Here is a 23249-nt window from a genome sequence, read left to right on the forward strand (position 1 = left end):
TTGACCATACTTCAGCCTACGCTCAGCGGCGATCTACCACGCGCCCACGTAGTCGGACACCGAGCTGGCGTCCCTCACACGGTTGCGGACGAACGGCAGCCCGCGGAGCACTGCGAGGTCGATCCGTTCCTGGACAGCACGGCTCGTGAGCGCATAGTCGGTGAAGTCGGAGTTCGAGGCGTAGACGCCGATTGGCAGGGTCAGTGCCTGGAAGAATCCGAACAGCGGCCGGAACTGGTGCTCGAGGATGAGCGCGTGCCGGTCGCCGCCCCCCGTCGCTGCGACGAGGACCGGCTTGTCGACGAGAGAGTACTGGCCGACGAAGTCGAACAGGTGCTTGAACAACCCGGTGAACGAACCGCGGTACACCGGGCTGGCCACGATCAGCAGGTCGGCGTTCTCGATCCTGACCAGCTCGCTCTCAACGGTCGGAGGAAGCTGCTCCCGGGCGAGCGCACCGGCGAATTCAGGGCCGATCGCCGTGAGCTCGATGACGTGCGCTTCGATCGGATGCTCCCTGGCGACGCGATCGAGGATGGCGTCGATGAGCGCGCTCGTCTTCGACGGGGTGTGCAGGCTCCCCGACACGGCGACGACCCGAAGTGGCTGTTGTGCTGCGATCTCGACCATGCTGCGACGCTACGCCGATTCGCTGCCCGAGCGGGCGCTGGGCGCAACACGACGTAACGGGCGCTACTGCTCGAGTCTGACGTTCTTTTCTCCGGCGCGGATCGGACGGCTGAGCCGGTTGCCGGCCGGGGGCAGCGGGCACACGTAGAAGTCGGCGAATGCACACGGGGGAAGGTACGCGCGGTTGAAGTCCACGGTGACGTGGCCATCGGCATCCGGTGCCGGCATGTCGATGAAGCGGAACCCGTACGTTTCTGTGCCGTTGGTTTCATCGCCGAAGACGGCGTGCAGACCGCCTCGTTCGGCGACGACGGTCAACGTCTCGATTGCGCCGTCCGGGAAGGGCACGGCGATAACCCCGGCGGGCAGGTCTTCCGAGACGTGCCCATCGATGGCCGTGATCTCCACCCGTGAATTGGGCGCGGCCGGGCTGAAACTCCCCTCGAGCACAAGGGCAGGGTCGGGCTCGAAGACGTCGATCCCGCGAAGCCGCGTCCTGGTCGGTGCTTCGGGGTCGAGCACGCGAAGGGCGAGCGCGCCATCGCGTTCGAAGAAGCGCAGCCGCCGGTCGCCCCACTCGATGTCCTGGCCACTCATCAGCGTCACCGTGTCGTCCGTGACGACCCCGACCGGCCGGCCGCCCTGGAGAATGGTCAGCCCGTCGAGCTCGGAACCCTCACCGACGATCCCGTCGAGTCCTGCGTGCCACAGGCCCGGCACGGAATCCAGCTGTTCCGGTACCGTGGTCAGCCAGTGGGTCGCAGCGAGCGACGCGAGACCGAACGGCGACGACGTCGACCGCTCTCGCGCCTCGTGCCAGGTGGCCCAGTCTGACGACACACTGTCGGTGCTCGACGCGAAGGTGTCTGGTAATGCCATGGCTCGATCCTCGCTCAGTTGACGTCGCTCGGGTGGGCGCCGACGCGACCGTCCCGTTCGAGCGCGGAAATCGCGGCCATCTCGGCATCCGTGAGTTCGAAGTCGAAGAGATCGAGGTTCTCGGCGATCCGTTCGCGACTGTTCGACTTCGGGAAGACGATGAACCCGTTCTGCAGGTGCCACCGGAGCACCACCTGAGCCGGGGTCTTGTCGTGCGCCGCGGCGGCGTCGGCAACGCTGGACTCTTCGAAGAGCGGGTACTTGCCCTGCCCGAGCGGCCCCCAGGCCTCGATCTGGATGCCGTGTTCGCGGGAGAACTCGACGACCTCACGCTGCTGCAGCGCCGGGTGGAGTTCGATCTGGTTGACGGACGGCACAGCTCCGCCGTCGGCGAGGAGGTTCTCGAGGTGCTCGACGAGGAAATTCGAGACGCCGATCGAGGTGGCCTTGCCGTCGGCCTGGATCTGCTGCAACGCCTTCCAGCTTTCGCGGTAGAGGTCGCGTTTCGGAGTCGGCCAGTGGATGAGGTACAGGTCGACCGAATCCAGGCCGAGCTTCTCGAGGCTCCGGTCGATCGCGTCGAATGCGGACTTGGTGCCCTGGTCGTCGTTCCACAGCTTCGTGGTGATGAAGAGGTCCTCGCGCGGGATGCCGCTCTTCGCGATGGCGCGCCCGACACCTTCCTCGTTGCCGTAGATGGCTGCGGTGTCGATGTGGCGGTAGCCGAGTTCGAGTGCATCCGTCACGATGCGCTCGGTTTCGGCGGGGTCGACCTTGAACACGCCGAAGCCCAGCTGCGGGATGGTTGCGCCTGAATTGAGGGGAAGTACCGGACCGGTCCACGTTGTCGTCATCGCACCAGCTAACCACCCGCGCCCGGCGACGACCAACCCTCGGGGCAGCCTCTTCGCCGTCAGCGGAATCGATCGCCGGGGTCACCGTGCGAATCCCGCTCGTACACGTGCCGTCCGTCGTACGATGGATGGCTATGTCTTTTACGATCTCCTTCCCTCCCGAGCTGCCGGTCAGCCAGATGCGGGGCGAGATCGCCGACGCCATCCGCGATTCGCAGGTCGTCATCGTCGCCGGTGCCACCGGGTCGGGCAAAACGACCCAGTTGCCGAAGATCCTCCTCGAGCTCGGCCGCGAGTCGATCGCCCACACCCAGCCGAGGCGACTGGCGGCCCGCACCATCGCCGAGCGTATCGCCGAGGAGCTCGGCGTCGACCTCGGCGGACTCGTGGGGTACCAGGTGCGGTTCACCGACCAGGCCGGCCCGGAGACCAAGGTCAAACTGATGACCGATGGCATCCTGCTGAACGCGATTCACCGCGATCGGATGCTGCGGGCATACGACACAATCATCATCGACGAGGCACACGAACGCAGCCTCAACATCGACTTCCTGCTCGGATACCTCAAGCAGCTGCTGCCGAAGCGCCCGGACCTCAAGGTCATCATCACGTCGGCGACCATCGATCCGCAGAGTTTTTCGCGCCACTTCGACGACGCACCGATCATCGAGGTCTCCGGGCGCACGTTCCCGGTCGAGATCAGGTACCGGCCGCTCGTCGCTGACAAGGCGACCGATGACACCGATGCCGACGACGAGCCCGACGAGCCGGACCTCGATCCGATCGACGGCATCACCGCGGCGCTCGATGAACTGGCGGGTGAGTCGATGGGCGACGTTCTCGTCTTCCTCAGCGGCGAAACCGAGATTCGCGACACCGCCGACGCGCTCAACGCCCGATACTCGCAGGGAGGTGCAGGCGTCACCGAGGTGCTCCCCCTGTACGGCCGCCTCAGCTCCGCCGACCAGCACAAGGTATTCCAGCCGAGTGCGAAAGCCGGGGTTCGCCGGCGGATCGTGCTCGCGACCAACGTCGCCGAGACCAGCCTCACGGTTCCCGGGATCAAGTACGTCATCGACGCTGGGACCGCCCGTATCTCGCGGTACAGCGTGCGCTCCAAAGTTCAGCGGCTGCCGATCGAGGCCATCTCGCAGGCCTCGGCCAACCAGCGTTCCGGCCGATCGGGCCGCACGAGCGACGGCATCGCCATCCGCCTGTACTCGGAAGAGGATTTCCTCGCCAGGCCCGAATACACCGAGCCGGAGATTCTGCGCACGAACCTCGCCGCGGTCATTCTGCAGATGGTCTCGCTCGGGCTCGGCGACATCCAGGCGTTCCCGTTCCTGCAGCCGCCGGATTCCCGCGGGATCAAGGATGGCCTCGACCTGCTGAGCGAACTCGGGGCGATCGACAGCAAGGCGACAGGCACTCCGCGACTGACGCGTGTGGGCCGCGACCTCGCCCGGCTCCCGATCGATCCCCGTTTCGCGCGGATGGTCGTCGAGTCGAAGAAGCACAACGTCTCGCGGGAGGTCATGGCGATCGTCGCCGCGCTCACCATCCAGGACCCGCGCGAGCGCCCACTCGAGAAACGCCAGCAGGCCGATGAGAAGCACGCGCGGTTCACCGACCCGACGAGCGATTTCCTCTCACTGCTCAACCTCTGGAACTACATCGAGGAGAAGCAAAAGGAACTGGGCTCGAGCGCCTTCCGTCGGCTGTGCAAGAACGAGTTCCTCAACTACCTGCGCGTGCGCGAGTGGCAGGACGTTTTCCGCCAGCTTCGCCAGCTGTCGAAGCCGCTCGGCCTCACGATGGCCGACCGAACGACCAACCCCGACGGCATCCACAAGTCACTGCTCGCCGGACTGCTCTCGCACATCGGACTGAAGGATGCCGCGGCAGCGGCGGCGAACTCCGCGCGCGGCAAGCAGCCGGGGCGCCCCGGTCCGGCGAAGAAGGGCGACTACATCGGCGCTCGGCAGTCGCGGTTCGTCATCTTCCCCGGGTCGGCCCTCGCGAAGAAGCAGCCGAACGCCATCATGGCGGCCGAGCTGGTTGAAACTTCCCGCCTGTTCGCGCGCACCAACGCGGCCATCGACCCCGCCTGGGCGGAAGCGATCGCCGGTGACCTGGTCAAGCGCTCCTACTCTGAGCCGCACTGGGAGAAGCAGCAGGGCGCTGTCGTCGCGTGGGAGAAGGTCATGCTCTACGGGCTCGCCATCATCCCGAGGCGTCGGGTGCAGTACTCGAAGATCGACCCCGAGCTGTCCCGCGAACTCTTCATCCGGCACGCCCTCGTCGAGGGTGAGTGGGATTCGCCCCAGGCATTCGACCGCGCCAACCGGAAGCTCCGGAAAGAGCTCGCCGAGCTCGAGGAACGCACGCGTCGACGCGACATCCTCTTCGACGACGAAGCCGTCTTCGACTTCTACAATTCGCGGATTCCCGCCGACGTCTTCTCCACCAGGACGTTCGAGGGCTGGTGGCGCACGGCAAAACAGAAGACGCCTGACCTGCTCACGATCAAACAGGAAGACCTGCTTCCCGACGATGCTCCCGACGTGGACGAGGCCGAGTTCCCGCCGGTCTGGCGCCAGGGCGACCAGAAACTGAGCCTGCGCTATCGGTTCGAACCGGGTTCAGACGACGACGGGGTCACCGTGCAGGTGCCGCTTGCTCTCCTCGCCCGTCTCTCCCCTGCCGGTTTCGACTGGCAGGTTCCCGGGCTGAGACACGAGCTGGTCACAGCACTGATCAAATCCCTGCCCAAGGCGATCAGGCGCAACATCGTGCCGGCCGCCGACTGGGCGAGGCGCCTCATGGCTGAACTGCCCGCCGGGCCGCCCGAGCCGGAATCGACCAACGCCGACACTCTGACGGCGCACCTCGCGATGGCGATCAAACGGCTGTCGTACATGCAGATCGAACCGGGCGATTTCGACCTCTCGCGTGTGCCGGACCACCTCAAGGTCACGTTCCGCGTCGTCGACGAGAAAGGCCGCCCGGTCGCGAGCGGCAAAGACCTCGTGGAGCTTCAGGAACGGCTCAAGGCCCGGACCCGCCAGAGTGTCGCGCAGATCGCCGAGGCGACACCCAACGCGCTCGAGCGTTCGAGGATCACCCGCTGGGACTTCGACGAGTTGCCGCGATTCGTCGACACCCGGCAGGGCGGCAACATGATCCGGGGTTATCCCGCCCTCGTCGACGAGGGCAGCTCCGTGTCCATTCGAATCATGGCGACCGAAAAGGACCAGGCCCAGTCGATGCCGGATGGCGTTCGCCGGCTGCTCCTCCTCGCTCTCCCCTCCCCCGTGTCCTACGTGCAGCAGCATCTCACCGGCGCCGAGAAGCTCTCCCTGGCCACGAGTCCGTATCCATCGACACAGGCGTTGTTCGACGACTGCCTCGCCGCGTGCGTCGACGATGTGCTGTACCGGGTCAAGCCCGACGGTGCAATCTTCATGCGCGCCGAGTTCGAGACGGTTCGCGACCGCATCTCCGGGGCGATGATGAACACGATGTTCGACACCGTCTCGCTCGTTGCGAAGGTGCTGACGGCATCCCGCACCGCCGACAAGGCGCTCAAGAAGGCCACAAGCCTCGCGCTTCTGCCCGCGCTCAGCGACGCTACCCAGCAGTTGTCCGCACTCATCTACCCGGGCTTCGTGTCGAGGACCGGCATGCTCCGCCTCGCACAGGTGCCCCGGTATCTCGCCGGCATCACCCACAGGATCGAGAAACTCGCCGACAACCCCAATCGGGACCGCGTGTGGATGAACGAGGTACAGGCGGCGATCGAACTGTACGAGGCCGCCGGCGGAACGCTGCCACCAGCCCGATTCGCACCACCGCACATCGTCAAGGCGCGCTGGATGATCGAGGAACTGAGGCTCAGCCTGTTCGCCCAGAACATCGGCGCGAACGAGACAGTCTCGCTTCAGCGCATCCGGAAGGTCCTCGCCGGGTAGTCGCCGTCACAACGGCGACCCCGGCGGATGCCCCGGCGGATGCCCCGGCTAGAGAACCTTGGACAGGAACGACTGGGTGCGCTCGTGCTTCGGGTTCGCGAGCACCTCGCGCGGGTCTCCGGACTCGACGATGACGCCCTCGTCCATGAAGAACAGGGAATCACCGACCTCACGGGCGAAGCCGATCTCGTGCGTCACGACGATCATGGTCATGCCTGAGGTCGCGAGTTCCTTCATCACATCGAGCACCTCGCCGACGAGCTCGGGATCGAGCGCGCTTGTCGGCTCGTCGAACAGCATCAGCTTGGGACTCATTGCGAGCGCCCTCGCTATCGCGACACGCTGCTGCTGCCCGCCTGAGAGGTGCGCAGGATAAGCCTTGGCCTTCTGGGCGAGACCGACGCGATCGAGGAGCTCATACGCGGTTGCGACGGCATCCGCTTTCTTGACGCGCTTCACCCGCGTCGGTGCCTCGATGATGTTCTCGAGCACGGTCATGTGCGGGAACAGGTTGAACGACTGGAACACCATGCCGATGTCGGCGCGCTGCTTCGAAACCTCGGCCGGCGACATCTCGTAGAGCTTGTCGCCACGCTGGCGGTAGCCCATGAGCTCGCCGTCGACCCAGAGGCGCCCACCGTTGATGGACTCGAGGTGATTGATGCAGCGCAGGAAGGTCGACTTACCCGATCCGCTCGGGCCGATGAGGCACGCGACCTCACCACGGTTGACGGTGACCGAGATGTCTTTGAGGACCTCGTGCGAGCCGAAGCTCTTGACGATGTGATCCGCCTGGACCATGGGGAGATCGGTCATAGGTGTTCTCTCTTCGGTGGCGGAACTTGGTCGGCGTTCGCCCGCCCATCGACGGCGTCGTCCGCACCCGGACCGGCTGAGGCGTCAGGATCGGTCGGATCCGCATCCTGGGCGCGTTGCGGCGCGACACCCCGGCCGTAGTACTTCTCCAGGTAGTGCTGGCCAACCATGAGGATGCTCGTCACGAGCAGGTACCAGATGCTCGCAACGATGAGCAGCGGGACCGTCGCATAGATCTGTGCCGAGATGGCGCGGGTGCGAGCGTACAGCTCGAGCGAGAACCCGAGCGCTGTCACGAGCGAGGTCGTCTTCAGCATCGAGATCACCTCGTTGCCCGTCGGCGGGATGATGACGCGCATCGACTGCGGGACGACGATCCTGAGCATGGTCTGACGCCAGCTCATTCCGAGCGCACGCGCCGCCTCGTCCTGGCCGCGAGGGACGCTCAGGATGCCGCCGCGCACGATTTCAGCCATGTACGCGGCTTCGTTGAAGGCGAGGCCGAGAACGGCGAGCCAGAACAGGTCGATCGCCGAGAACGGGGAAACGGTGAAGAACTCGATGTCGGTGAAGGGGACGCCGATGGTCACCGATCGGTAAATGGTGCCGAGGAGTCCCCAGAACACGAGCTGCACGTAGACCGGGGTACCGCGGAACAGCCACAGGTAGACCCACGAGACAGCTTTGAGCACGGGGTTCTCGCTCAACCGCATGACGGCGAGGACGAGTCCCATCACGATCGCGAGGATCATCGACAGGATGGTCAGGGCGAGCGTGATGAGAGCAGCCTGGCTGATGCGGCGATCAAACAGGTACTGCCCGACGAGCGGCCACTGGTAGGCCTCCCGGTTCGCGGCATCCCAGATGAACGCAGCGAGCAACAGCAGGATCAGGACGGCGAACGTCGTCCGAATCGGGTGGCGAAGCTTGACCGCTTTGATTGGTTCGGTATCAGAATCCATGGGCATCAGCCTGCGTTGATCGTTGCCTCGGAGATGGCGCCGTCTTCGACGCCCCACTCGGTGAGGATCTCGAGGTAGGTGCCGTCATCCATGAGCGACTGCATCGCGGCCTGGATCGGCTCGACGAGGTCGCCGCCCTTTTCGATGACGACGCCGTATGGGGCAGCGTCGAAGACGTCTCCGCTCAGCACGAGCTTGTCGTCCGACTGGGCAACACCGTACTGCACGATCGGTGAGTCACCGAGGAGGTAGTCGGCCCGACCGAGGACAGCGTTGTTTGTCGCCTCGTCCTGGTTGTCGGACTTCAGCATGTCAACGGGTTCCTTACCGTCGGCGACGCACGCGTCGCTGGCATCCTGGAGGAACTGCTCCGATGTCGTCGAGGCCTGGATGGCGACGGTGACGCCGCAGAATTCGGTAACGTCAGCGGCATCCGGAGTCTTCGCGAACTGGAGGCCCGCGTTGTAGTAGTCGACGAAGTCGACCTGTGCCTGGCGCTCGGCATTGTCGGTGAAGCTTGACCAGCCGAGATCGAGCGTACCGCCGGCGACCTTGGGCAGGATGGCGTCGAAGAGGGACTTCTCCCACTCGACCTCGAGGCCAAGCTTTGCCGCGACAGCTTCGGCCAGCTGGGCGTCCCAGCCGGTGACCGACCCGTCGTCTGCTTCGAATTCGTTGGGCGCGTAGCTGGCGTCAACGCCGATGGTCAGGACTCCCGCGGAGGCAATATCTTCGGGCACGAGAGCGACGAGCGCTTCATCGGCGGTGACGGAACTGCCGGCGGTCGACTCACCGCTCGGCGCTTCTTCGTTATTCACGCAACCGGTGAGCACAAGCGCGACGGATGCCGCGAGTGCCAGGGGTGCGACAAGGGATTGAGTGCGCATGGTGATTTCCTTAAATTCGCTTCGTCGACCGGGACGACATATCGAGACTACTTCACCGGCGCTTCGGCACTGGAATCGCCCGTACGGCACAACCCGGTCGATACGTCGACACCGGGTTGCGAATCCGGGTCGCACTGGGGGCGGGCCTCCCCATCTTCGGCGGTCAGGCGTAGCGTTGAGACCCATTCGAGAAAGGGCGACAGCGATGACTGCATGGACCGCGGACGAATTGGCCACGCTGGCGGCTGCCGACGAACTTCAGATCTCGTCGACGCGCGCTGACGGCACACTCCGACCGTACGTGACGATCTGGGTGGTTCGCTCCGGCGACAGCGTCTATGTGCGTTCGGCTTATGGCTCGACGAACCCCTGGTACGTGCGGGCGAAGGCGAGCGGTTCGGGTCGGATCCGCGCCGGTGAGCTGGAGAAGGATGTTCGCTTCGTGCCTGCCGACCGGTCTGTCGCCCCTGACGTTGATGCCGCCTATCACGCCAAGTACGACAGGTACGGGCCACGCATCGTGAACACGGTCGTCGGGCCCGAGGCTCCGGAGACCACGCTCGAAGTGCTGCCCGCTGACTGAGTGACGTCCCGCATCCGTGGTTACACCGTCACTCCGCGCGCGGAGAGATAAGCCACGGGCGAGCCGTATTCACCCTCGACCCGAATCTTGAGGTCGAGGTGACAACCTGAGACGACCCCGGTCGCTCCCACCTCCGCGACAACAGTGCCCGCCTCGATCAGGTCGCCCACCTCGACCGCGTACGACCCGTCGCTGAGGTGTCCGTAAATCGACTCGATGCCGCCGCCGTGGTCGACAATAACCCGGTTCCCATAGGCACCGGCGGCGCCGACGAACACCACCCGACCGGCCGAGACGGCCTCCACCGGGGTTCCGCAGCTCGCACCGAAGTCGACACCGTCGTGAAAGGAGTTGGAACACCCCGCGGCGTTGCAGATGATGTGACGGGGCCCATACGGCGAGGAGACCGGCGCCTCGACGGGTCGCACCCATGATCCCGACCTGCCAACGAGAAACTCACTCAGTTCACCGTCGTCGAGGTCGAAGTACGTGTCGGAGGAGTCAGACGGGCGCGAATCCGAGCCGGACCATTCGGCGTCGTCGTTGAATTTCTCCCGCGCCGCGAGGGCCGCCACCGCCGCAGCTTCAGCTTCCACTGCCTCGGCCTCCGCTTCCGCCGCGGCAAGCGCGGCCGCAGCGGCCGCACGAGCCGCGATCAGTTCTTCCATACTCGTGGCTGAGTAGAGATCGCGCTCGACATCCGGCTGCGTGCCCACGGAAACGGTGAAGGACTGCAGTCCGGTTTCGCTCAGGACGTCGGTTCCGCCTGCGGCTGCCGGCGAGGCCCCCTGGTACGGAAGAGCGGCGGTGAGGAAAAGACCGGGCAGGGCGAGCATCACGGCGAACGCCGTTCGGAGTCCGCCGCCGTGGGCTCTCCCGGGCCTGGCATGCCGTGCCTTGCCGCGGTTCTGCAGCTGGCGCGCCTGCTGGTGCTCGCTCGCTCGAGGCAGGGCGTGGGCTGCCCGGTGTGGGTGCGACCTGAAGATGGACCGGTGGCGCTCCGGTTCCGGGAGCGACTGGTTCGTTCCCTGGTCCTGGTCCGCGCGCATCACGCGATCGGCCCGCCTGCTCATCCGCGCTGCGCTCGCATCGTCGACACCCCGCCTGCCGGGCAGGTCGTCAGTCTCACGCCCGCGGGGTCGCGCCCCGGGGATCGCCCGTGAACGAGGAACATCCTCCACCATGCACTGACGTGTCCAGCTGCCCTGAGACTATGTCAACTTCCCTGCGGCGTCACCCCTCTGCCGTGATCTCAGCAGGTATTCACATTTTCACTGCCAGAAACGCGTCCGAGTGCAAAAAGAGACGGCGGGCACCGGGTCCATCGCCTCTATGCCTGGCTGTCTGGCGAGCCCGTCGACCATGCAGATTCGCGTCAACAATTATTGACGCTTCCGGTTCTCGTCGCCTAGAGTTGACCAAAGACGCCGTCAGCGAGTGTTGACGTATCCGACCCCTTGAATCGCATCTTGTGGGCAATCGCAGGCGGTCAGGATATTGAGAGAGGAGATCAATCGTGACCACGAAATGGACGGGGGATGCCGAGCTTGTGGACGCTGTGGATGGAGCGTTTCGCTCCTCTGCGGTAGCCGTGGCGGTTGTTGCCCCTCATCGCGAGATGATCGCGACGGTGGGCTCCGACCTTTACTCGTCCTTCGAGATTGGCTCGATCTCCAAGGCGCTCACGGGCATGCTGTACCGGGATGCGACAGAGTCAGGCCTTATTTCGCCGTCGACCGTCCTGCGTGATCTGCTGCCACTCGATGGCCACGGAGAAGTCGGCTCCGTAACGCTCAGCTCCCTGGCCATTCACCGCTCCGGCCTTCCTGGCTTGCCCCCAGGGATGCATCCCCTTCGCCGAAATATTCGATTCCTCACCCGCGGAGACAACCCTTACGGCGATTCTCTAACGGAGTTGCTCGAGCAGACCCGCGACGTGCGCCTTGGCACCCCTCGGACCAGATACTCGAACCTCGGTTTCCAGTTGCTCGGGCACGCTGTGGCGAACGCAGCCGGAGGTACCTACGGACGACTTCTGCGCGACGTCATGGGTGCTGGGTTCTCCACTCCAGCAAACGCCGACGACCTGGGACCCATGGACCTGAGGGGATCCAGCCGATTCGGACGTCCCGTGCCCGCATGGGTGGGTGAAGCCCTCGCTCCGGCGGGTGGCATCCGCGCCAGCATAACTACCATGCGGGACTTTCTTCGCGCGGTCCTCGACGGGACAACTCGGGGTCTAACCGCACTCGACCCGGTCGCGGAATTCACGCCCCGCGTCAGTATTGGCGCGGGGTGGATCACGCTCAGGTACAAGGACCGCGACATCACGTGGCACAACGGCAGCACCGGCGGGTTTAGCAGCTGGATAGGGGTCGACCGAGACGCCGGCACCGGAGTCGTTGTGCTCTCAGCGGCTCACCGCTCCGTGGACAGACAGGGGTTTCGGCTGCTTACGGAGTTCACAACACCCGGAACGGTGCCCCCGCCACCCGCGATCACGGGCGGATCAGCATGATGATCGGGCGTATCCCCAGCGGCATTCGCAGACTCCGAAGATTGCAGTGCCTACCGGCGACGTCGCTCGTCAACTACCCTTGACGGATGGAGACCGAGAGGATGAAGACCCTTGTTGGATCAATGGACGGCAAGGGGCCAGTCGAGGCCTTGCGAGTCGTCGCTGAGCTGCATCGGGAAGTAGCTCGCACAGAGGCAGGCCTGGTCCGAAGCGCTCGCCAGGCCGGGTTATCGTGGGAGGCCATTGCCCAGGGGCTCGGCGTGAGCAAGCAGGCGGTCCACCGGAAGTACGGCAAACGATAGCGGACGGGCGCTCGACGCTCTGCCTGGCGGCGATTTCGCGCCACGACTCGACGCATCGGATTCCGGTTGTCCAACGAGAGCAGGCACAAAAGAGGCCCGGACCCGCAGAATCCTGCGGGTCCGGGCCTTTGAGCTGCCCTTTACGGGCCGGCATCATCTGGGGCGCTAGAAGTCCCAGTCCTCGTCTTCGGTGACAACTGCCTTGCCGATGACGTACGACGAGCCCGACCCCGAGAAGAAGTCGTGGTTCTCGTCGGCGTTCGGCGAGAGCGCCGAGAGGATCGCCGGGTTCACGTCGGTGACGGTCTTCGGGAACATCGGCTCGTAGCCGAGGTTCATGAGGGCCTTGTTGGCGTTGTAGTGCAGGAACTTCTTGACGTCTTCGGTCAGGCCGACTCCGTCGTAGAGGTCCTGCGTGTACTGCACCTCGTTGTCGTAGAGCTCGAACAGGAGGTTGAACGTGTAGTCCTTGATCTCCTGGCGGCGCTCCTCGGTCTCCTTCTCGAGACCCTTCTGGAACTTGTAGCCGATGTAGTAACCGTGAACTGCCTCGTCACGGATGATGAGGCGGATCAGGTCTGCGGTGTTGGTGAGCTTTGCACGGGATGACCAGTACATCGGCAGGTAGAAGCCCGAGTAGAACAGGAACGACTCGAGCAGCGTCGAGGCGACCTTGCGCTTCAGGGGGTCGTCACCGGTGTAGTAATCCATGACGATCGCGGCCTTCTTCTGAAGGTTCTCGTTCTCGACCGACCACCGGAACGCTTCGTCGATTTCCTTCGTCGAGCACAGCGTCGAGAAGATCGACGAGTAGCTCTTGGCGTGCACCGACTCCATGAACGCGATATTGGTGTACACCGCTTCTTCGTGCGGCGTGACGGCATCCGGAATCAAGGAAACAGCGCCGACGGTGCCCTGAATGGTGTCAAGAAGCGTGAGCCCCGTGAACACGCGCATCGTGAGCTGCTGCTCCTCAGGGGTGAGCGTGTTCCACGACTGGATGTCGTTCGACAGCGGGACCTTCTCCGGCAGCCAGAAGTTGTTGACGAGCCGGTTCCAGACCTCGACATCCTTCTCGTCTTCGATCTTGTTCCAGTTGATCGCCTGGACGTGGTCGACCAGCTTGAGCTTCTCAATCATTGTTGTTCCTTAGTAGTCGAAGATCGAGATCAGAGCATGCAGCTGACGCAGCCGTCAACCTCGGTGCCCTCGAGCGCAAGCTGGCGCAGGCGGATGTAGTAGATCGTCTTGATGCCCTTGCGCCATGCGTAGATCTGCGCCTTGTTGATGTCGCGGGTCGTCGCGGTGTCCTTGAAGAAGAGCGTGAGCGACAGGCCCTGGTCGACGTGCTGGGTCGCAGCGGCGTAGGTGTCGATGATCTTCTCCGCGCCGATCTCGTACGCGTCCTGGTAGTAGTCCAGGTTGTCGTTCGTCATGAACGGCGCCGGGTAGTAGACGCGGCCGAGCTTGCCTTCCTTGCGGATCTCGATCTTCGACGCGATCGGGTGGATCGACGACGTTGAGTTGTTGATATACGAGATCGAGCCGGTCGGCGGGACAGCCTGCAGGTTCTGGTTGTAGATCCCGAATTCCATGACGGATGCCTTCAGCGCTGCCCAGTCGGCCTGCGTCGGGATCGAAACGGCCGAGTTCGCAAACAGGTCGGCGACGCGGGCGGTTGCCGGCTCCCACACCTGGTCGGTGTACTTGGTGAAGAACTCACCGGAGGCGTAGGTCGAGTCAGCGAATCCGTCGAATGCGATTCCACGCTCAATCGCGATCCGGTTGGATGCGCGCAGTGCGTGGTAGAGCACCGTGTAGAAGTAGATGTTCGTGAAGTCGATGCCCTCTTCGGAGCCGTAGTAGATGCGCTCACGAGCAAGGTAGCCGTGCAGGTTCATCTGGCCGAGGCCGATCGCGTGGGACTTGTCGTTGCCGTCTTCGATCGAACGCACTGACTCGATGTGGCTCTGGTCTGACACCGAGCTGAGGCCGCGGATGGCGGTCTCCACCGTCTTGCCGAAGTCGGGCGAGTCCATCGACAGTGCGATGTTCATCGATCCGAGATTGCAGGAGATGTCTTTGCCGATCACGTCGTACGACAGGTCGGCGTTGTATGTGGTCGGCGTGTTGACCTGGAGGATCTCCGAGCACAGGTTCGACATGTTGATGCGACCCTTGATCGGGTTCGCCTTGTTCACCGTGTCTTCGAACATGATGTACGGGTAACCGGACTCGAACTGGATCTCGGCGAGGGTCTGGAAGAAGTCACGCGCCTTGATCTTGGTCTTCTTGATCCGCGCGTCGTCGACCATCTCGTGGTACTTCTCGGTGATCGAGATGTCGGCGAACGGCACTCCGTACACCTTCTCCACGTCGTACGGCGAGAACAGGTACATGTCCTCGCCCTTCTTCGCGAGCTCGAAGGTGATGTCGGGAACAACGACACCGAGGGAGAGCGTCTTGATACGGATCTTCTCGTCGGCGTTCTCACGCTTGGTGTCGAGGAACCGCATGATGTCCGGGTGGTGCGCCTGCAGGTAGACGGCACCGGCACCCTGGCGGGCACCGAGCTGGTTGGCGTAGCTGAAGGAGTCTTCGAGGAGCTTCATCACGGGGATGATTCCGCTTGACTGGTTCTCGATCTGCTTGATCGGCGCTCCGGCCTCACGGATGTTCGAGAGGAGGAGTGCGACGCCGCCGCCACGCTTGGAGAGCTGCAGCGACGAGTTGATGCCGCGGGAGATCGACTCCATGTTGTCTTCGATGCGAAGCAGGAAGCAGGAAACGAGTTCGCCGCGCTGGGCCTTGCCCGAGTTGAGGAAGGTGGGCGTCGCGGGCTGGAACCGGCCGGCAATGATCTCTTCGACCAGCGCGACTGCGAGCTTCTCGTCGCCCTGGGCGAGTCCGAGAGCCGTCATGACGACGCGGTCTTCGAAACGCTCGAGGTACCGCTTACCGTCGAACGTCTTCAGCGTGTACGACGTGTAGTACTTGAACGCACCGAGGAAGGTCTGGAAGCGGAACTTCTTGGAGTAGGCGAGGTCGTTGAGGCTCTGGATGAAGTCGAACGAGTATGCGTCGATGACGGCAGCCTCGTAGTACTCCTTCTCGACGAGGTAGTCGAGGCGCTCGCGCAGCGAGTGGAAGAACACGGTGTTCTGGTTGACGTGCTGCAGGAAGAACTCCCGCGCCGCCTCACGGTCCTTGTCGAACTGGATCTCGCCGTTCGGGCCGTACAGGTTGAGCATCGCGTTGAGCGAGTGGTAGTCCATGCCGGTGTCCATCGGCACCTCTGTTACTACTGTTCCAGCCAAAATGATTCCAATCCATCGTGGACGACACGCACGTCATCCGGTGTTCCGAATACTTCAAATCGATAAAGGTGCGGCACCTTGCACTTGGCGGAGATGACATCCCCCGCAAGCCCATAGGCAGCACCGAAGTTGGTATTGCCAGCGGCAATGACCCCCCGAAGCAGGCCGCGGTTGTTCTCGTCGTTGAGAAACCTGATCACCTGCTTGGGCACCGCTCCATTGCCGTCGCCCCCGCCGTAGGTCGGGGTGACGAGAATGTACGGATCGCTCACGGCGAGGTGCGGATCTTTCGCGTGCAGCGGGATCCGTTTGGCGGGGACACCGAGCTTCGAAACGAATCGCTGGGTGTTACCGGAGACGCTGGAGAAATACACCAGCTTGGCCATCTTCTGCCCCGCCGAGTCGAAATCGTGGTGTGACGGGATCAGGACAGGCGTGATGCCAGCTCGTTGATCTTGTCGGGGCGGAATCCGGACCAGTGGTCTTCGTCCGTGATGACGACAGGCGCCTGAAGGTAGCCGAGCGCCTTGACAGCCTCAAGCGCATTCTCGTCTTCAGAAAGGTCGAGGATGTTGTACTCGATGCCCTTGTTGTCGAGGGCACGGTAGGTCGCAGTGCACTGCACGCATGAAGGCTTTGTGTAGACCGTAATTGTCATGTGACTCTGGCCCCTTTCCTGGAAAAAATCCTGATCTTCTCGGCAGTGCCTGCCGGTGGTCCAATACTACATATAGTTGGTCGCTTTGGGGAGCACCCCTAGAGCTAGTAGTTACACCCCTGTAGTTATCAACAAGTGATTCCACCGTTTTCTTCCGTTATCCACCATTTATCCACCGGTCTCTCCACACCCGGAGCCGGGGCGGAATGCCGTATTTCTGCGAGTGCCGGGCGTCACATCCGTGGTTCTCCACAGTTGCAACGCTACGGGCCACCACCGACATTAAATCTGTCCCCAATTCGGGCCATCGGCGTGTCGCAGTTCCCCATCTCCGTTCCCGCCGGGGAGCAACAGGAGGGGCGTCTCGCTGTCAATAGACTTGACACATGAGCGCATATTCCAGCCTTTTGAAAACAACGGGCGTCGCTCGAATCATCCTCGCTCAGCTGGTCGCGCGGTTCCCGTTCGGGATGCTGTCGCTCGCGTTCCTCCTTCACGTCGAGCAGGTCACCGGCTCGTACGCCGCCGCGGGTATCGTTCTCGCTGCATCGAGCGTCGGCCAGGCACTCGCCGGCCCGCTGACGAGCAGGTGGATGGGCATCTGGGGCATGCGCCCGGTCCTCGTGCTGACCGTCATCGTCTGCGGAGCAACGGTAACCGCGGTCGCGCTCATCGAGATGAGCGTCCCGTGGTACATGGCCTTTTCCTTCCTGGCCGGTCTGTCCACACCGCCTGTCCAGCCCGCGGTTCGCACCATCTACCCCAAGATGGTCAACTCCAAGCAGCTCACCCCGCTGTTCTCACTCGACGCGAGCGCGCAGGAGATCATCTGGGTCCTCGGCCCGGTCATCACGACGTTCATCTCGACCCAGGTCGGCACCGAGTGGGGCATCCTCACCGCCGTTGGCATCCTGGCAATCGGCGGAACCTGGTTCATCGCCTCGCCGGAAGTCGGGCGGGTTCGCATCCCGCGCAGCAAGCGCAAGATCGGCCAGGTCCTGAAACGACCGGCCGTCCTGCTCGCGACGGTTGTCGGCTTCCTCCTCATCGGCGCCTGTTCCGCACTCGAGGTCGGTGTCGTCGCAGTCTTCGGACACAGCGGACTTGAAGCGGGAATCGTCCTCGGCATCCTCTCACTCGGCAGCCTCGCCGGTGGCCTCGCACTCGGGCACATCGCCATCGGACCGTGGGCACTTGCCAGACGGATGTTCATCGTCTTCGCCGGCATCGCGCTGTCGACCCTGTTCTCAGACATCGTCGCCCTGTCGATCGTGCTGTTCGTCGCTGGCATCGGGATCGCCCCGGCGCTCACCGTGCTCTTCGCCATGGTGTCGTCGAGCGTGAAGTTCAGCGACACCGCCGAGGCGTACGGCTGGATGGGAACCGGGCAGCTCATCGGCGCAGCGCTCGGCTCAGCCGTCGCCGGCATTCTCATCGACTCGAACGGAGCGATCGGCGCATTCTGGGCCGCGAGCGCCCTCGCCTTCCTCGGCTTCATGGTGCCGCTTCTCGGAAAACGGTGGCACCCCGACCTCAGGGGTCGGGACGGGGGCCCGATCCCTGACACAGAGCCGATCCAGATCCAGACCTCCTGAACCGGGCCTCCTGAGCCGGGCCGTCAGCTACACGGCGAGGAGCCCGCGACCCCTGACACTGCTGAGGGCCGGTGAAAGCCGGCCGAACTCGTCCAGCATGAGCGTGAGCTTGTCTGCCTGCCCGTCGGTCGGCTCGAAGAACCCATCGTCGATCTGACGGGAGACGTAGGGAATCTCGACGTTCGACTCAGTGCCAACCATGGCGAGCGCCGAGAGCACCGGTCGAAGTGCTGCCGCACCACGGGTGCCTCCGGCCAGCCCGCCATAGCTGACCAGGCCGACCGGCTTCCCCGACCACTCGTGGTGCAGATAATCGAGCGCGTTCTTGAGCGCGGGCGAGTAGCTGTGGTTGTACTCGGGGGTCACGAACAGGAACGCATCTGCGGCGCTGACGCGCTCTCCCCACGCGATCGTGTGCCTGTGGCGGTATTCCTGGTGCTTCGGGTGCTTCGGCTCATTCATGAACGGAAGGTCCAGTTCGGCCAGGTCAACGAAGTCGATGTCAAACCCGCCGAATTTTGTCGCACACTCGTGGACCCAAAGGGCAACGGCCAGGCCTGAACGGCCGGGTCGCACACTTCCGATAACCACCATGAGCCTGATCGGGGTTCGGCTCTCTGGAACTGCAATACGTTCTTCAAACATCATTGGGCAACTCCTGCAACGGCGAACAACTGGGGGCAGCAGTCCTCGCGAGGGTCGGGGCCACGAGCGGCGGGGCAGTCCACTCTGTGTGTTACCAAGCTTGGCTGTGTGAGATGAGAGCACAAGCCCCCCAAGCGGGTACCACGTAACCGAATCCGACGGATGCCGCCAGAACGTGGACGACGTATGAGGCAACAAAGCCCGGGGCGCAACCGCCTGACGGCAGGCCGGTAACCCGACGTACGATTGCCCAATGACGATCCCCCTCCTCACCCCGGAAGACCTCGAACGGCGCAGGGGCCTCGTATCCATGAAGCGCACCGCAACCGCTCTGCTCATCCTGATGGCCGTGATCTTCTGTGTCTCTTTCGCGCTCCAGGACGAGATCCCGTGGCTCGGCTGGGTCCGCGCGGCAAGTGAGGGCGGCATGGTCGGGGCGATCGCCGACTGGTTCGCCGTGACGGCGCTGTTCCGGCATCCGCTCGGATTACCGATTCCGCACACGGCGATCATTCCCCGCCGCAAGGATGAGATCGGGGCGAGCCTCGGCGATTTCGTCGAGTCGAACTTCCTCTCAGAACCGGTCGTCCGTCACAAGCTGGAATCGACCCACATCGGCCAGAAGCTCGGGGACTGGCTCGCGCGCCCGGAGAATGCCACGAGGCTTGCCGACGAGGTATCGGTTGGGGCGAAGGGAATCCTCTCGCTGCTCGACGACGACGACGTGCGCGACGTCCTGGAGAAGCTCGCGCGGACGCACCTCATCGAGCAGCCGTGGAGCGAGTCAGTCGGTGCGTGGGGCGAGAGCGTCGTGGCTGGCGGCGGTCATCACGCGGCCGTTGGACTCGTCCTCGACGGCATCGACGACTGGCTGGTGAACAACCCGGAGGCCTTCGCTCGACTCGTGTCATCCCGCCTTCCCTCGTGGGTTCCCTCGTTCCTTGACCGCGTCGTCGACGACCGGCTATACCGCGAAGCGCTCGGATTCGTCCGCCGGATGAAGGATGACGAACTCGATCCGGCCCGCCGCGCCATCGACAACTACCTGCTGACGCTCACCGACAACCTGCAGAACGACCCGCTCATGATCGCCAGGTTCGAGAGCGCGAAATCCGAACTCTTCGACAGCCCCCGGGTGCGCGAGCTCGCCTCATCGACCTGGAACACCACAAAGGCGGCCCTCATCGACTCCCTCGACGACCCCGGGAGCGGTTTGCGAGTGCAGCTGGCGCGCACGGTCAACGACCTCGGCAGCCGCATTTCCACCGATTCGCGCCTCAGCACCAAGCTCGATCTCTGGGTGACGGATGCAGCGGTGTACCTCGTTAACACCTACCGTCACGAGATCGCGAGCGTCATCACCGACACGGTCGAGCGCTGGGACCCCCGCGAGATGAGCGAGAAAATCGAGCTCCAGGTCGGAAGGGACCTCCAGTTCATCCGCATCAACGGCACGGTGGTCGGTGCCCTGGCCGGGCTCGCGATCTACACGGTCGCCACCCTCGTCTTCGGCGGCTGACCCGCCCTTGTCGCCCGGGCAACGCTCAGGCGGAAAGACCCAGAAGGCCGTTGACCGTGCCACACGACGGTGCCAGCATGAGACCATGACCGCCCCGAAGACCCCGTCAGGTGACGGGGATCCCCAGGCGCTCATCGAGACGATCGAAGATGAGCGCAAACGGGCAGACGCAGCGCGCCTCACCCACCTGATAGCCGATGCAACGGGTGAGCAACCACAGCTCTGGGGCCCGTCGATCATCGGTTTCGGCTCGTTTCACTACCGTTACGCCACCGGGCGGGAGGGTGACACGATGAGGGTCGGGTTCGCCCCGCGGAAGAACGCACTCACCCTGTACGGACTGCAGGGTCACATGCGGAGCGAGCATCTTCTGGTCTCGCTGGGAAAGTTCACCATCGGCAAGGGCTGTGTCTACATCAAGCGACTCGACGATATCGACCTCGATGTCCTGCGTGAACTCATCGTCCACGCGTTCGCGGAAGCGGATGGTTCGCTCCATTCAGACCCGTGAGAACGTGACCCCTGCGCGCCTGGTTGCTGTCAGGGAGTGTTTACACGACTGAAATCCTGAGGCTTTCTCGCGTTCACCTCGCGCTCTTACATTGGAAATGCGGGACCGACGAACCACACCGGTAACCGCCGGGTGCCGAGGGCGCTGCTCGAACTCCTCGCTCGTCTCCCGAAAAGAGTTCGTTATGACATCCCTCGAGCATCGATCCCGGCCGTCGACGACACTGGTGGCCGAACCCGTACTGCCGCCGCGCTCGATCGAGAGCACCAAGCCCCAGTCCCCTTCCCTGGTTCTTCTGGTGCTCATCGCGGCCATCGGCATCCTGGCGTACGCGGGCTTTCTCCTGAACCCGGCGAGCCGTGGCGACTGGCTGCCCTACCTGATGGTCGTCGCGGCCGAATCCATCCTGATCCTGCAGGCGCTCTTCTCCATGTGGACCATCCTGTCCGCGGCGCACGACCCCCGGGACTTCGCCTTCCACCAGGCACGCGGATCGCTGTTCCGCTCCCGCGACATCAGGCGCGATGGGTTCAGTAATTCGCCGGAACACTGGGTGATGCATCTTGCCGACACACCGGTATCCGTCGATGTGTTCATCACGACATACGGAGAAGACCTCACCACGATCCGACGCACGGTGAACGCTGCCATCGCCATGAGCGGAGCACACGTCACCTGGGTTCTCGACGACGGCAGGTCGGACGACGTGAAATCACTGGCCGCCGAACTCGGTGCACGATACGTACGCCGGCTCAGCTCGGGCGGCGCGAAGGCGGGCAACGTCAACCACGCGCTCGCCCTGACCAGGGGCGACTTCTTCATGATCCTCGATGCTGACTTTGTCCCTAACGAGAACTTCCTGATTGAAACCGTGCCGTTCTTCGCTGACGAGAAGGTGGCTTTCGTCCAGACGCCCCAGAGCTATGGCAACCTGCACAACGTCATTTCACGAGGCGCTGGTTACATGCAGTCGGTCTTCTATCGCTTCATCCAGCCGGGGCGCAACAGGTTCAACGCAGCGTTTTGTGTTGGTACCAACGTCATCTTCCGCCGCTCGGCGATTGCCGACATCGGAGGCCTGTACACCGACTCGAAGTCGGAAGACGTCTGGACCTCCCTCATGCTTCATGAGCGGGAGTGGCGAACCGTCTACATCCCCCTCGTCCTCGCCGTCGGTGATGCGCCTGACACCATCGAGGCATATACGAAACAGCAGCTCAGATGGGCGACGGGCGGATTTGAGATCCTCCTTCGGCACAAAATCTTCAGCCGACGAAGCAAACTCACCCTTGATCAGCGGCTGCAATACCTCGTGACCGGCTCCTTTTACCTCACCGGGATTTCACCCCTCTTGCTCCTGCTGGTTCCGCCGCTCGAGATCTACTTCGACCTGCGGCCGGTGCATCTGTCCACGACGGTCGGTACCTGGGTGCTGTATTACGCCGGCTTCTACGTTCTGCAGATCGTCCTGGCGTTTTACACGATGGGATCGTTTCGCTGGGAGACGCTGATGCTCGCCACGGCGTCCTTCCCGATATATACCGCTGCCCTGTTTAACGTTCTGGTCGGCCGCGAACAGCGGTGGACCGCGACGGGCAATCGGGATCACGTGAGTTCACCGTTCAACGTCATAGTTCCCCAGATCCTGTTCTTCACATTTCTCCTTCTCACGTCGGTCGTGGCCATCTGGCGCGATGCCAGCAACGGCATGTTGACCCTCGCGACAGCCTGGAACGTCACGAATACGTTCGTCCTCGGCGGCTTCGTCGCGACAGCCGTGAGGGAACATGCAACGGTCGCCAGACCCGCCCGTGCCGGAGCGCTTTCCACTGAGCCCGCGGCATCCGTTACGGCAGTGGCGGTGGCGTCGTGACCTGGCGGAGCCGGCTGCGGCTCTTGTCCGGGCTGGTCGTCGTTCTCGGGATCGTTGCCGTACTGACCCTCGTTTTCACCCAGCGGCAGTCGCAGGTGGCGAGCGACAGCGCCTCGATCGAGGCCGAGCGATTCCCGATCGGTATCGACTACGGCGGAACCGTCGTGGATCGCCTGGTGGACGAGGGAGACCTGGTGGCCCAGGGCGATCCGCTCTTCGTTGTCCTCAGCACGAGTCTCCAGGCGGATCTCGCCGATGGGCTTCTCAAGCCGGAGACGATCGCATACGCGGTGACAACAGATGGCACCATCACCCTGACGGCCGCGGTGGCGGGCACAGTGCGCGATGTGACCACCGAGCGCGGTTCATTTGTCCAGGCGGGGCAGGTACTTGCCACCGTCGATCGGGCGGGTTCGCTCTTCGTCACCGCGGAGTACGAACTCACCAGCCGGGACTACGGCCGTATCGAGAACGGCGCGGAGGTCACACTGCTGCTCCCTGACGACCAGCGGATAGAGGGATCGGTGACATCGGTTCAGGTGTCGACGAGTGAGGGCATCGCCCGTACGGTGGTCCTCGTTCACAGCGACGAGCTTTCCGACGGGGGGCATAACGGCCTCATGGCGCGAGGCACGCCGGTCTCGGCGACTCTGCAATTGCGCAACGACGGCATTCTCGCCGGTGTGAGCGACGGGCTCTTCGATTTCTTCCGGAAGATCGGGGTGTGAC

At 63.7% G+C, this 23249-nt stretch carries 21 protein-coding genes; 9 read left to right on the top strand and 12 right to left on the bottom strand.

Going from position 1 to position 23249, the window contains the following annotated elements; genetic code table 11:
* Positions 1-33: 33 nt before the first annotated feature.
* From msuE to AC1X6S_RS05235, 3 genes are all read right to left on the bottom strand, one after another.
* Entirely contained in the window at positions 34-630 is a 597-nt protein-coding gene (gene msuE / locus AC1X6S_RS05225; RefSeq protein WP_483404714.1) for an FMN reductase, read from the bottom strand.
* Positions 631-693: 63 nt separating this feature from the next.
* Positions 694-1509, bottom strand: coding sequence for a DUF1684 domain-containing protein (locus tag AC1X6S_RS05230; RefSeq protein ID WP_483404715.1), 816 nt, complete (start codon positions 1507-1509; stop codon positions 694-696).
* Positions 1510-1523: 14 nt separating this feature from the next.
* The gene (locus AC1X6S_RS05235; RefSeq protein WP_483404716.1) at positions 1524-2363 is read right to left on the bottom strand and encodes an aldo/keto reductase; all 840 of its coding nucleotides are present in this window, start codon (positions 2361-2363) and stop codon (positions 1524-1526) included.
* A gap of 134 nt (positions 2364-2497) precedes the next feature.
* Between AC1X6S_RS05235 and hrpA the strand changes: the two genes are divergently transcribed.
* Positions 2498-6334: an ATP-dependent RNA helicase HrpA gene (hrpA, locus tag AC1X6S_RS05240; RefSeq protein ID WP_483404717.1), complete on the top strand. Its 3837-nt coding sequence runs from the start codon at positions 2498-2500 to the stop codon at positions 6332-6334.
* 48 nt (positions 6335-6382) lie between these two features.
* Here the strand turns inward: hrpA and AC1X6S_RS05245 are convergent, their stop codons facing one another.
* The 3 genes from AC1X6S_RS05245 to AC1X6S_RS05255 are packed head-to-tail and all read right to left on the bottom strand — an operon-like array spanning position 6383 to position 8999.
* A complete protein-coding gene (locus tag AC1X6S_RS05245; protein WP_483404718.1) occupies positions 6383-7150 on the bottom strand; it encodes an amino acid ABC transporter ATP-binding protein in 768 nt (255 codons plus the stop codon).
* Entirely contained in the window at positions 7147-8112 is a 966-nt protein-coding gene (locus tag AC1X6S_RS05250) for an amino acid ABC transporter permease (protein ID WP_108962268.1), read from the bottom strand. Before AC1X6S_RS05250 ends, AC1X6S_RS05245 begins: the two co-directional genes overlap by 4 nt.
* A 5-nt stretch (positions 8113-8117) precedes the next feature.
* A complete protein-coding gene (locus AC1X6S_RS05255; RefSeq protein ID WP_108391597.1) occupies positions 8118-8999 on the bottom strand; it encodes an ABC transporter substrate-binding protein in 882 nt (293 codons plus the stop codon).
* Between the two features lie 205 nt (positions 9000-9204).
* Here AC1X6S_RS05255 and AC1X6S_RS05260 point away from each other — a divergent pair, with 205 nt between their 5' ends.
* On the top strand, positions 9205-9582 hold the full coding sequence (locus AC1X6S_RS05260; RefSeq protein WP_483404719.1) for a DUF2255 family protein: 378 nt from the start codon (positions 9205-9207) through the stop codon (positions 9580-9582).
* A 20-nt stretch (positions 9583-9602) separates the two neighbouring features.
* On the opposite strand, the gene AC1X6S_RS05265 is transcribed toward AC1X6S_RS05260, so the two are convergent.
* Positions 9603-10655 (bottom strand): M23 family metallopeptidase, encoded by a 1053-nt coding sequence (locus tag AC1X6S_RS05265; protein WP_483404720.1) that lies wholly within the window; start codon positions 10653-10655, stop codon positions 9603-9605.
* Between the two features lie 443 nt (positions 10656-11098).
* Between AC1X6S_RS05265 and AC1X6S_RS05270 the strand changes: the two genes are divergently transcribed.
* Both AC1X6S_RS05270 and AC1X6S_RS05275 read left to right on the top strand, forming a co-directional pair.
* Positions 11099-12100: a serine hydrolase domain-containing protein gene (locus AC1X6S_RS05270; RefSeq protein ID WP_483404721.1), complete on the top strand. Its 1002-nt coding sequence runs from the start codon at positions 11099-11101 to the stop codon at positions 12098-12100.
* 86 nt (positions 12101-12186) lie between these two features.
* Positions 12187-12402 carry a transcriptional regulator gene (locus AC1X6S_RS05275; protein ID WP_108391600.1) on the top strand — a complete coding sequence of 72 codons (216 nt, stop codon included), beginning with the start codon at positions 12187-12189 and terminating at the stop codon, positions 12400-12402.
* A 165-nt stretch (positions 12403-12567) separates the two neighbouring features.
* On the opposite strand, the gene nrdF is transcribed toward AC1X6S_RS05275, so the two are convergent.
* Genes nrdF through nrdH form a run of 4 tightly spaced genes read right to left on the bottom strand, consistent with a single transcriptional unit; the run spans position 12568 to position 16377 of the window.
* Positions 12568-13542 carry a class 1b ribonucleoside-diphosphate reductase subunit beta gene (gene nrdF, locus AC1X6S_RS05280; protein WP_108962271.1) on the bottom strand — a complete coding sequence of 325 codons (975 nt, stop codon included), beginning with the start codon at positions 13540-13542 and terminating at the stop codon, positions 12568-12570.
* A gap of 29 nt (positions 13543-13571) precedes the next feature.
* Entirely contained in the window at positions 13572-15689 is a 2118-nt protein-coding gene (gene nrdE, locus AC1X6S_RS05285; protein ID WP_483404980.1) for a class 1b ribonucleoside-diphosphate reductase subunit alpha, read from the bottom strand.
* Between the two features lie 14 nt (positions 15690-15703).
* Positions 15704-16105, bottom strand: coding sequence for a class Ib ribonucleoside-diphosphate reductase assembly flavoprotein NrdI (gene nrdI, locus AC1X6S_RS05290; protein ID WP_483404722.1), 402 nt, complete (start codon positions 16103-16105; stop codon positions 15704-15706).
* A gap of 38 nt (positions 16106-16143) precedes the next feature.
* The gene (nrdH, locus tag AC1X6S_RS05295) at positions 16144-16377 is read right to left on the bottom strand and encodes a glutaredoxin-like protein NrdH (RefSeq protein WP_108391604.1); all 234 of its coding nucleotides are present in this window, start codon (positions 16375-16377) and stop codon (positions 16144-16146) included.
* Positions 16378-16763: 386 nt separating this feature from the next.
* On the opposite strand from nrdH, the gene AC1X6S_RS05300 reads away from it, so the two are divergent.
* Entirely contained in the window at positions 16764-17972 is a 1209-nt protein-coding gene (locus tag AC1X6S_RS05300; protein ID WP_483404723.1) for an MFS transporter, read from the top strand.
* Between the two features lie 27 nt (positions 17973-17999).
* On the opposite strand, the gene AC1X6S_RS05305 is transcribed toward AC1X6S_RS05300, so the two are convergent.
* The gene (locus AC1X6S_RS05305) at positions 18000-18620 is read right to left on the bottom strand and encodes an NADPH-dependent FMN reductase (protein ID WP_483404724.1); all 621 of its coding nucleotides are present in this window, start codon (positions 18618-18620) and stop codon (positions 18000-18002) included.
* A gap of 250 nt (positions 18621-18870) precedes the next feature.
* Here AC1X6S_RS05305 and AC1X6S_RS05310 point away from each other — a divergent pair, with 250 nt between their 5' ends.
* The 4 genes from AC1X6S_RS05310 (at position 18871) to AC1X6S_RS05325 (ending at position 23248) form a co-directional block, all read left to right on the top strand.
* Positions 18871-20136 carry a DUF445 domain-containing protein gene (locus tag AC1X6S_RS05310; protein ID WP_483404725.1) on the top strand — a complete coding sequence of 422 codons (1266 nt, stop codon included), beginning with the start codon at positions 18871-18873 and terminating at the stop codon, positions 20134-20136.
* A gap of 85 nt (positions 20137-20221) precedes the next feature.
* Complete coding sequence (locus tag AC1X6S_RS05315) at positions 20222-20647, top strand: DUF1801 domain-containing protein (RefSeq protein ID WP_483404726.1); 426 nt, start codon at positions 20222-20224, stop codon at positions 20645-20647.
* A gap of 184 nt (positions 20648-20831) precedes the next feature.
* Complete coding sequence (locus AC1X6S_RS05320) at positions 20832-22520, top strand: glycosyltransferase family 2 protein (RefSeq protein ID WP_483404727.1); 1689 nt, start codon at positions 20832-20834, stop codon at positions 22518-22520.
* Complete coding sequence (locus tag AC1X6S_RS05325; protein ID WP_483404728.1) at positions 22517-23248, top strand: HlyD family secretion protein; 732 nt, start codon at positions 22517-22519, stop codon at positions 23246-23248. Before AC1X6S_RS05320 ends, AC1X6S_RS05325 begins: the two co-directional genes overlap by 4 nt.
* Position 23249: the final 1 nt, after the last annotated feature.

This window comes from Mycetocola sp. Y442 (assembly GCF_056898615.1).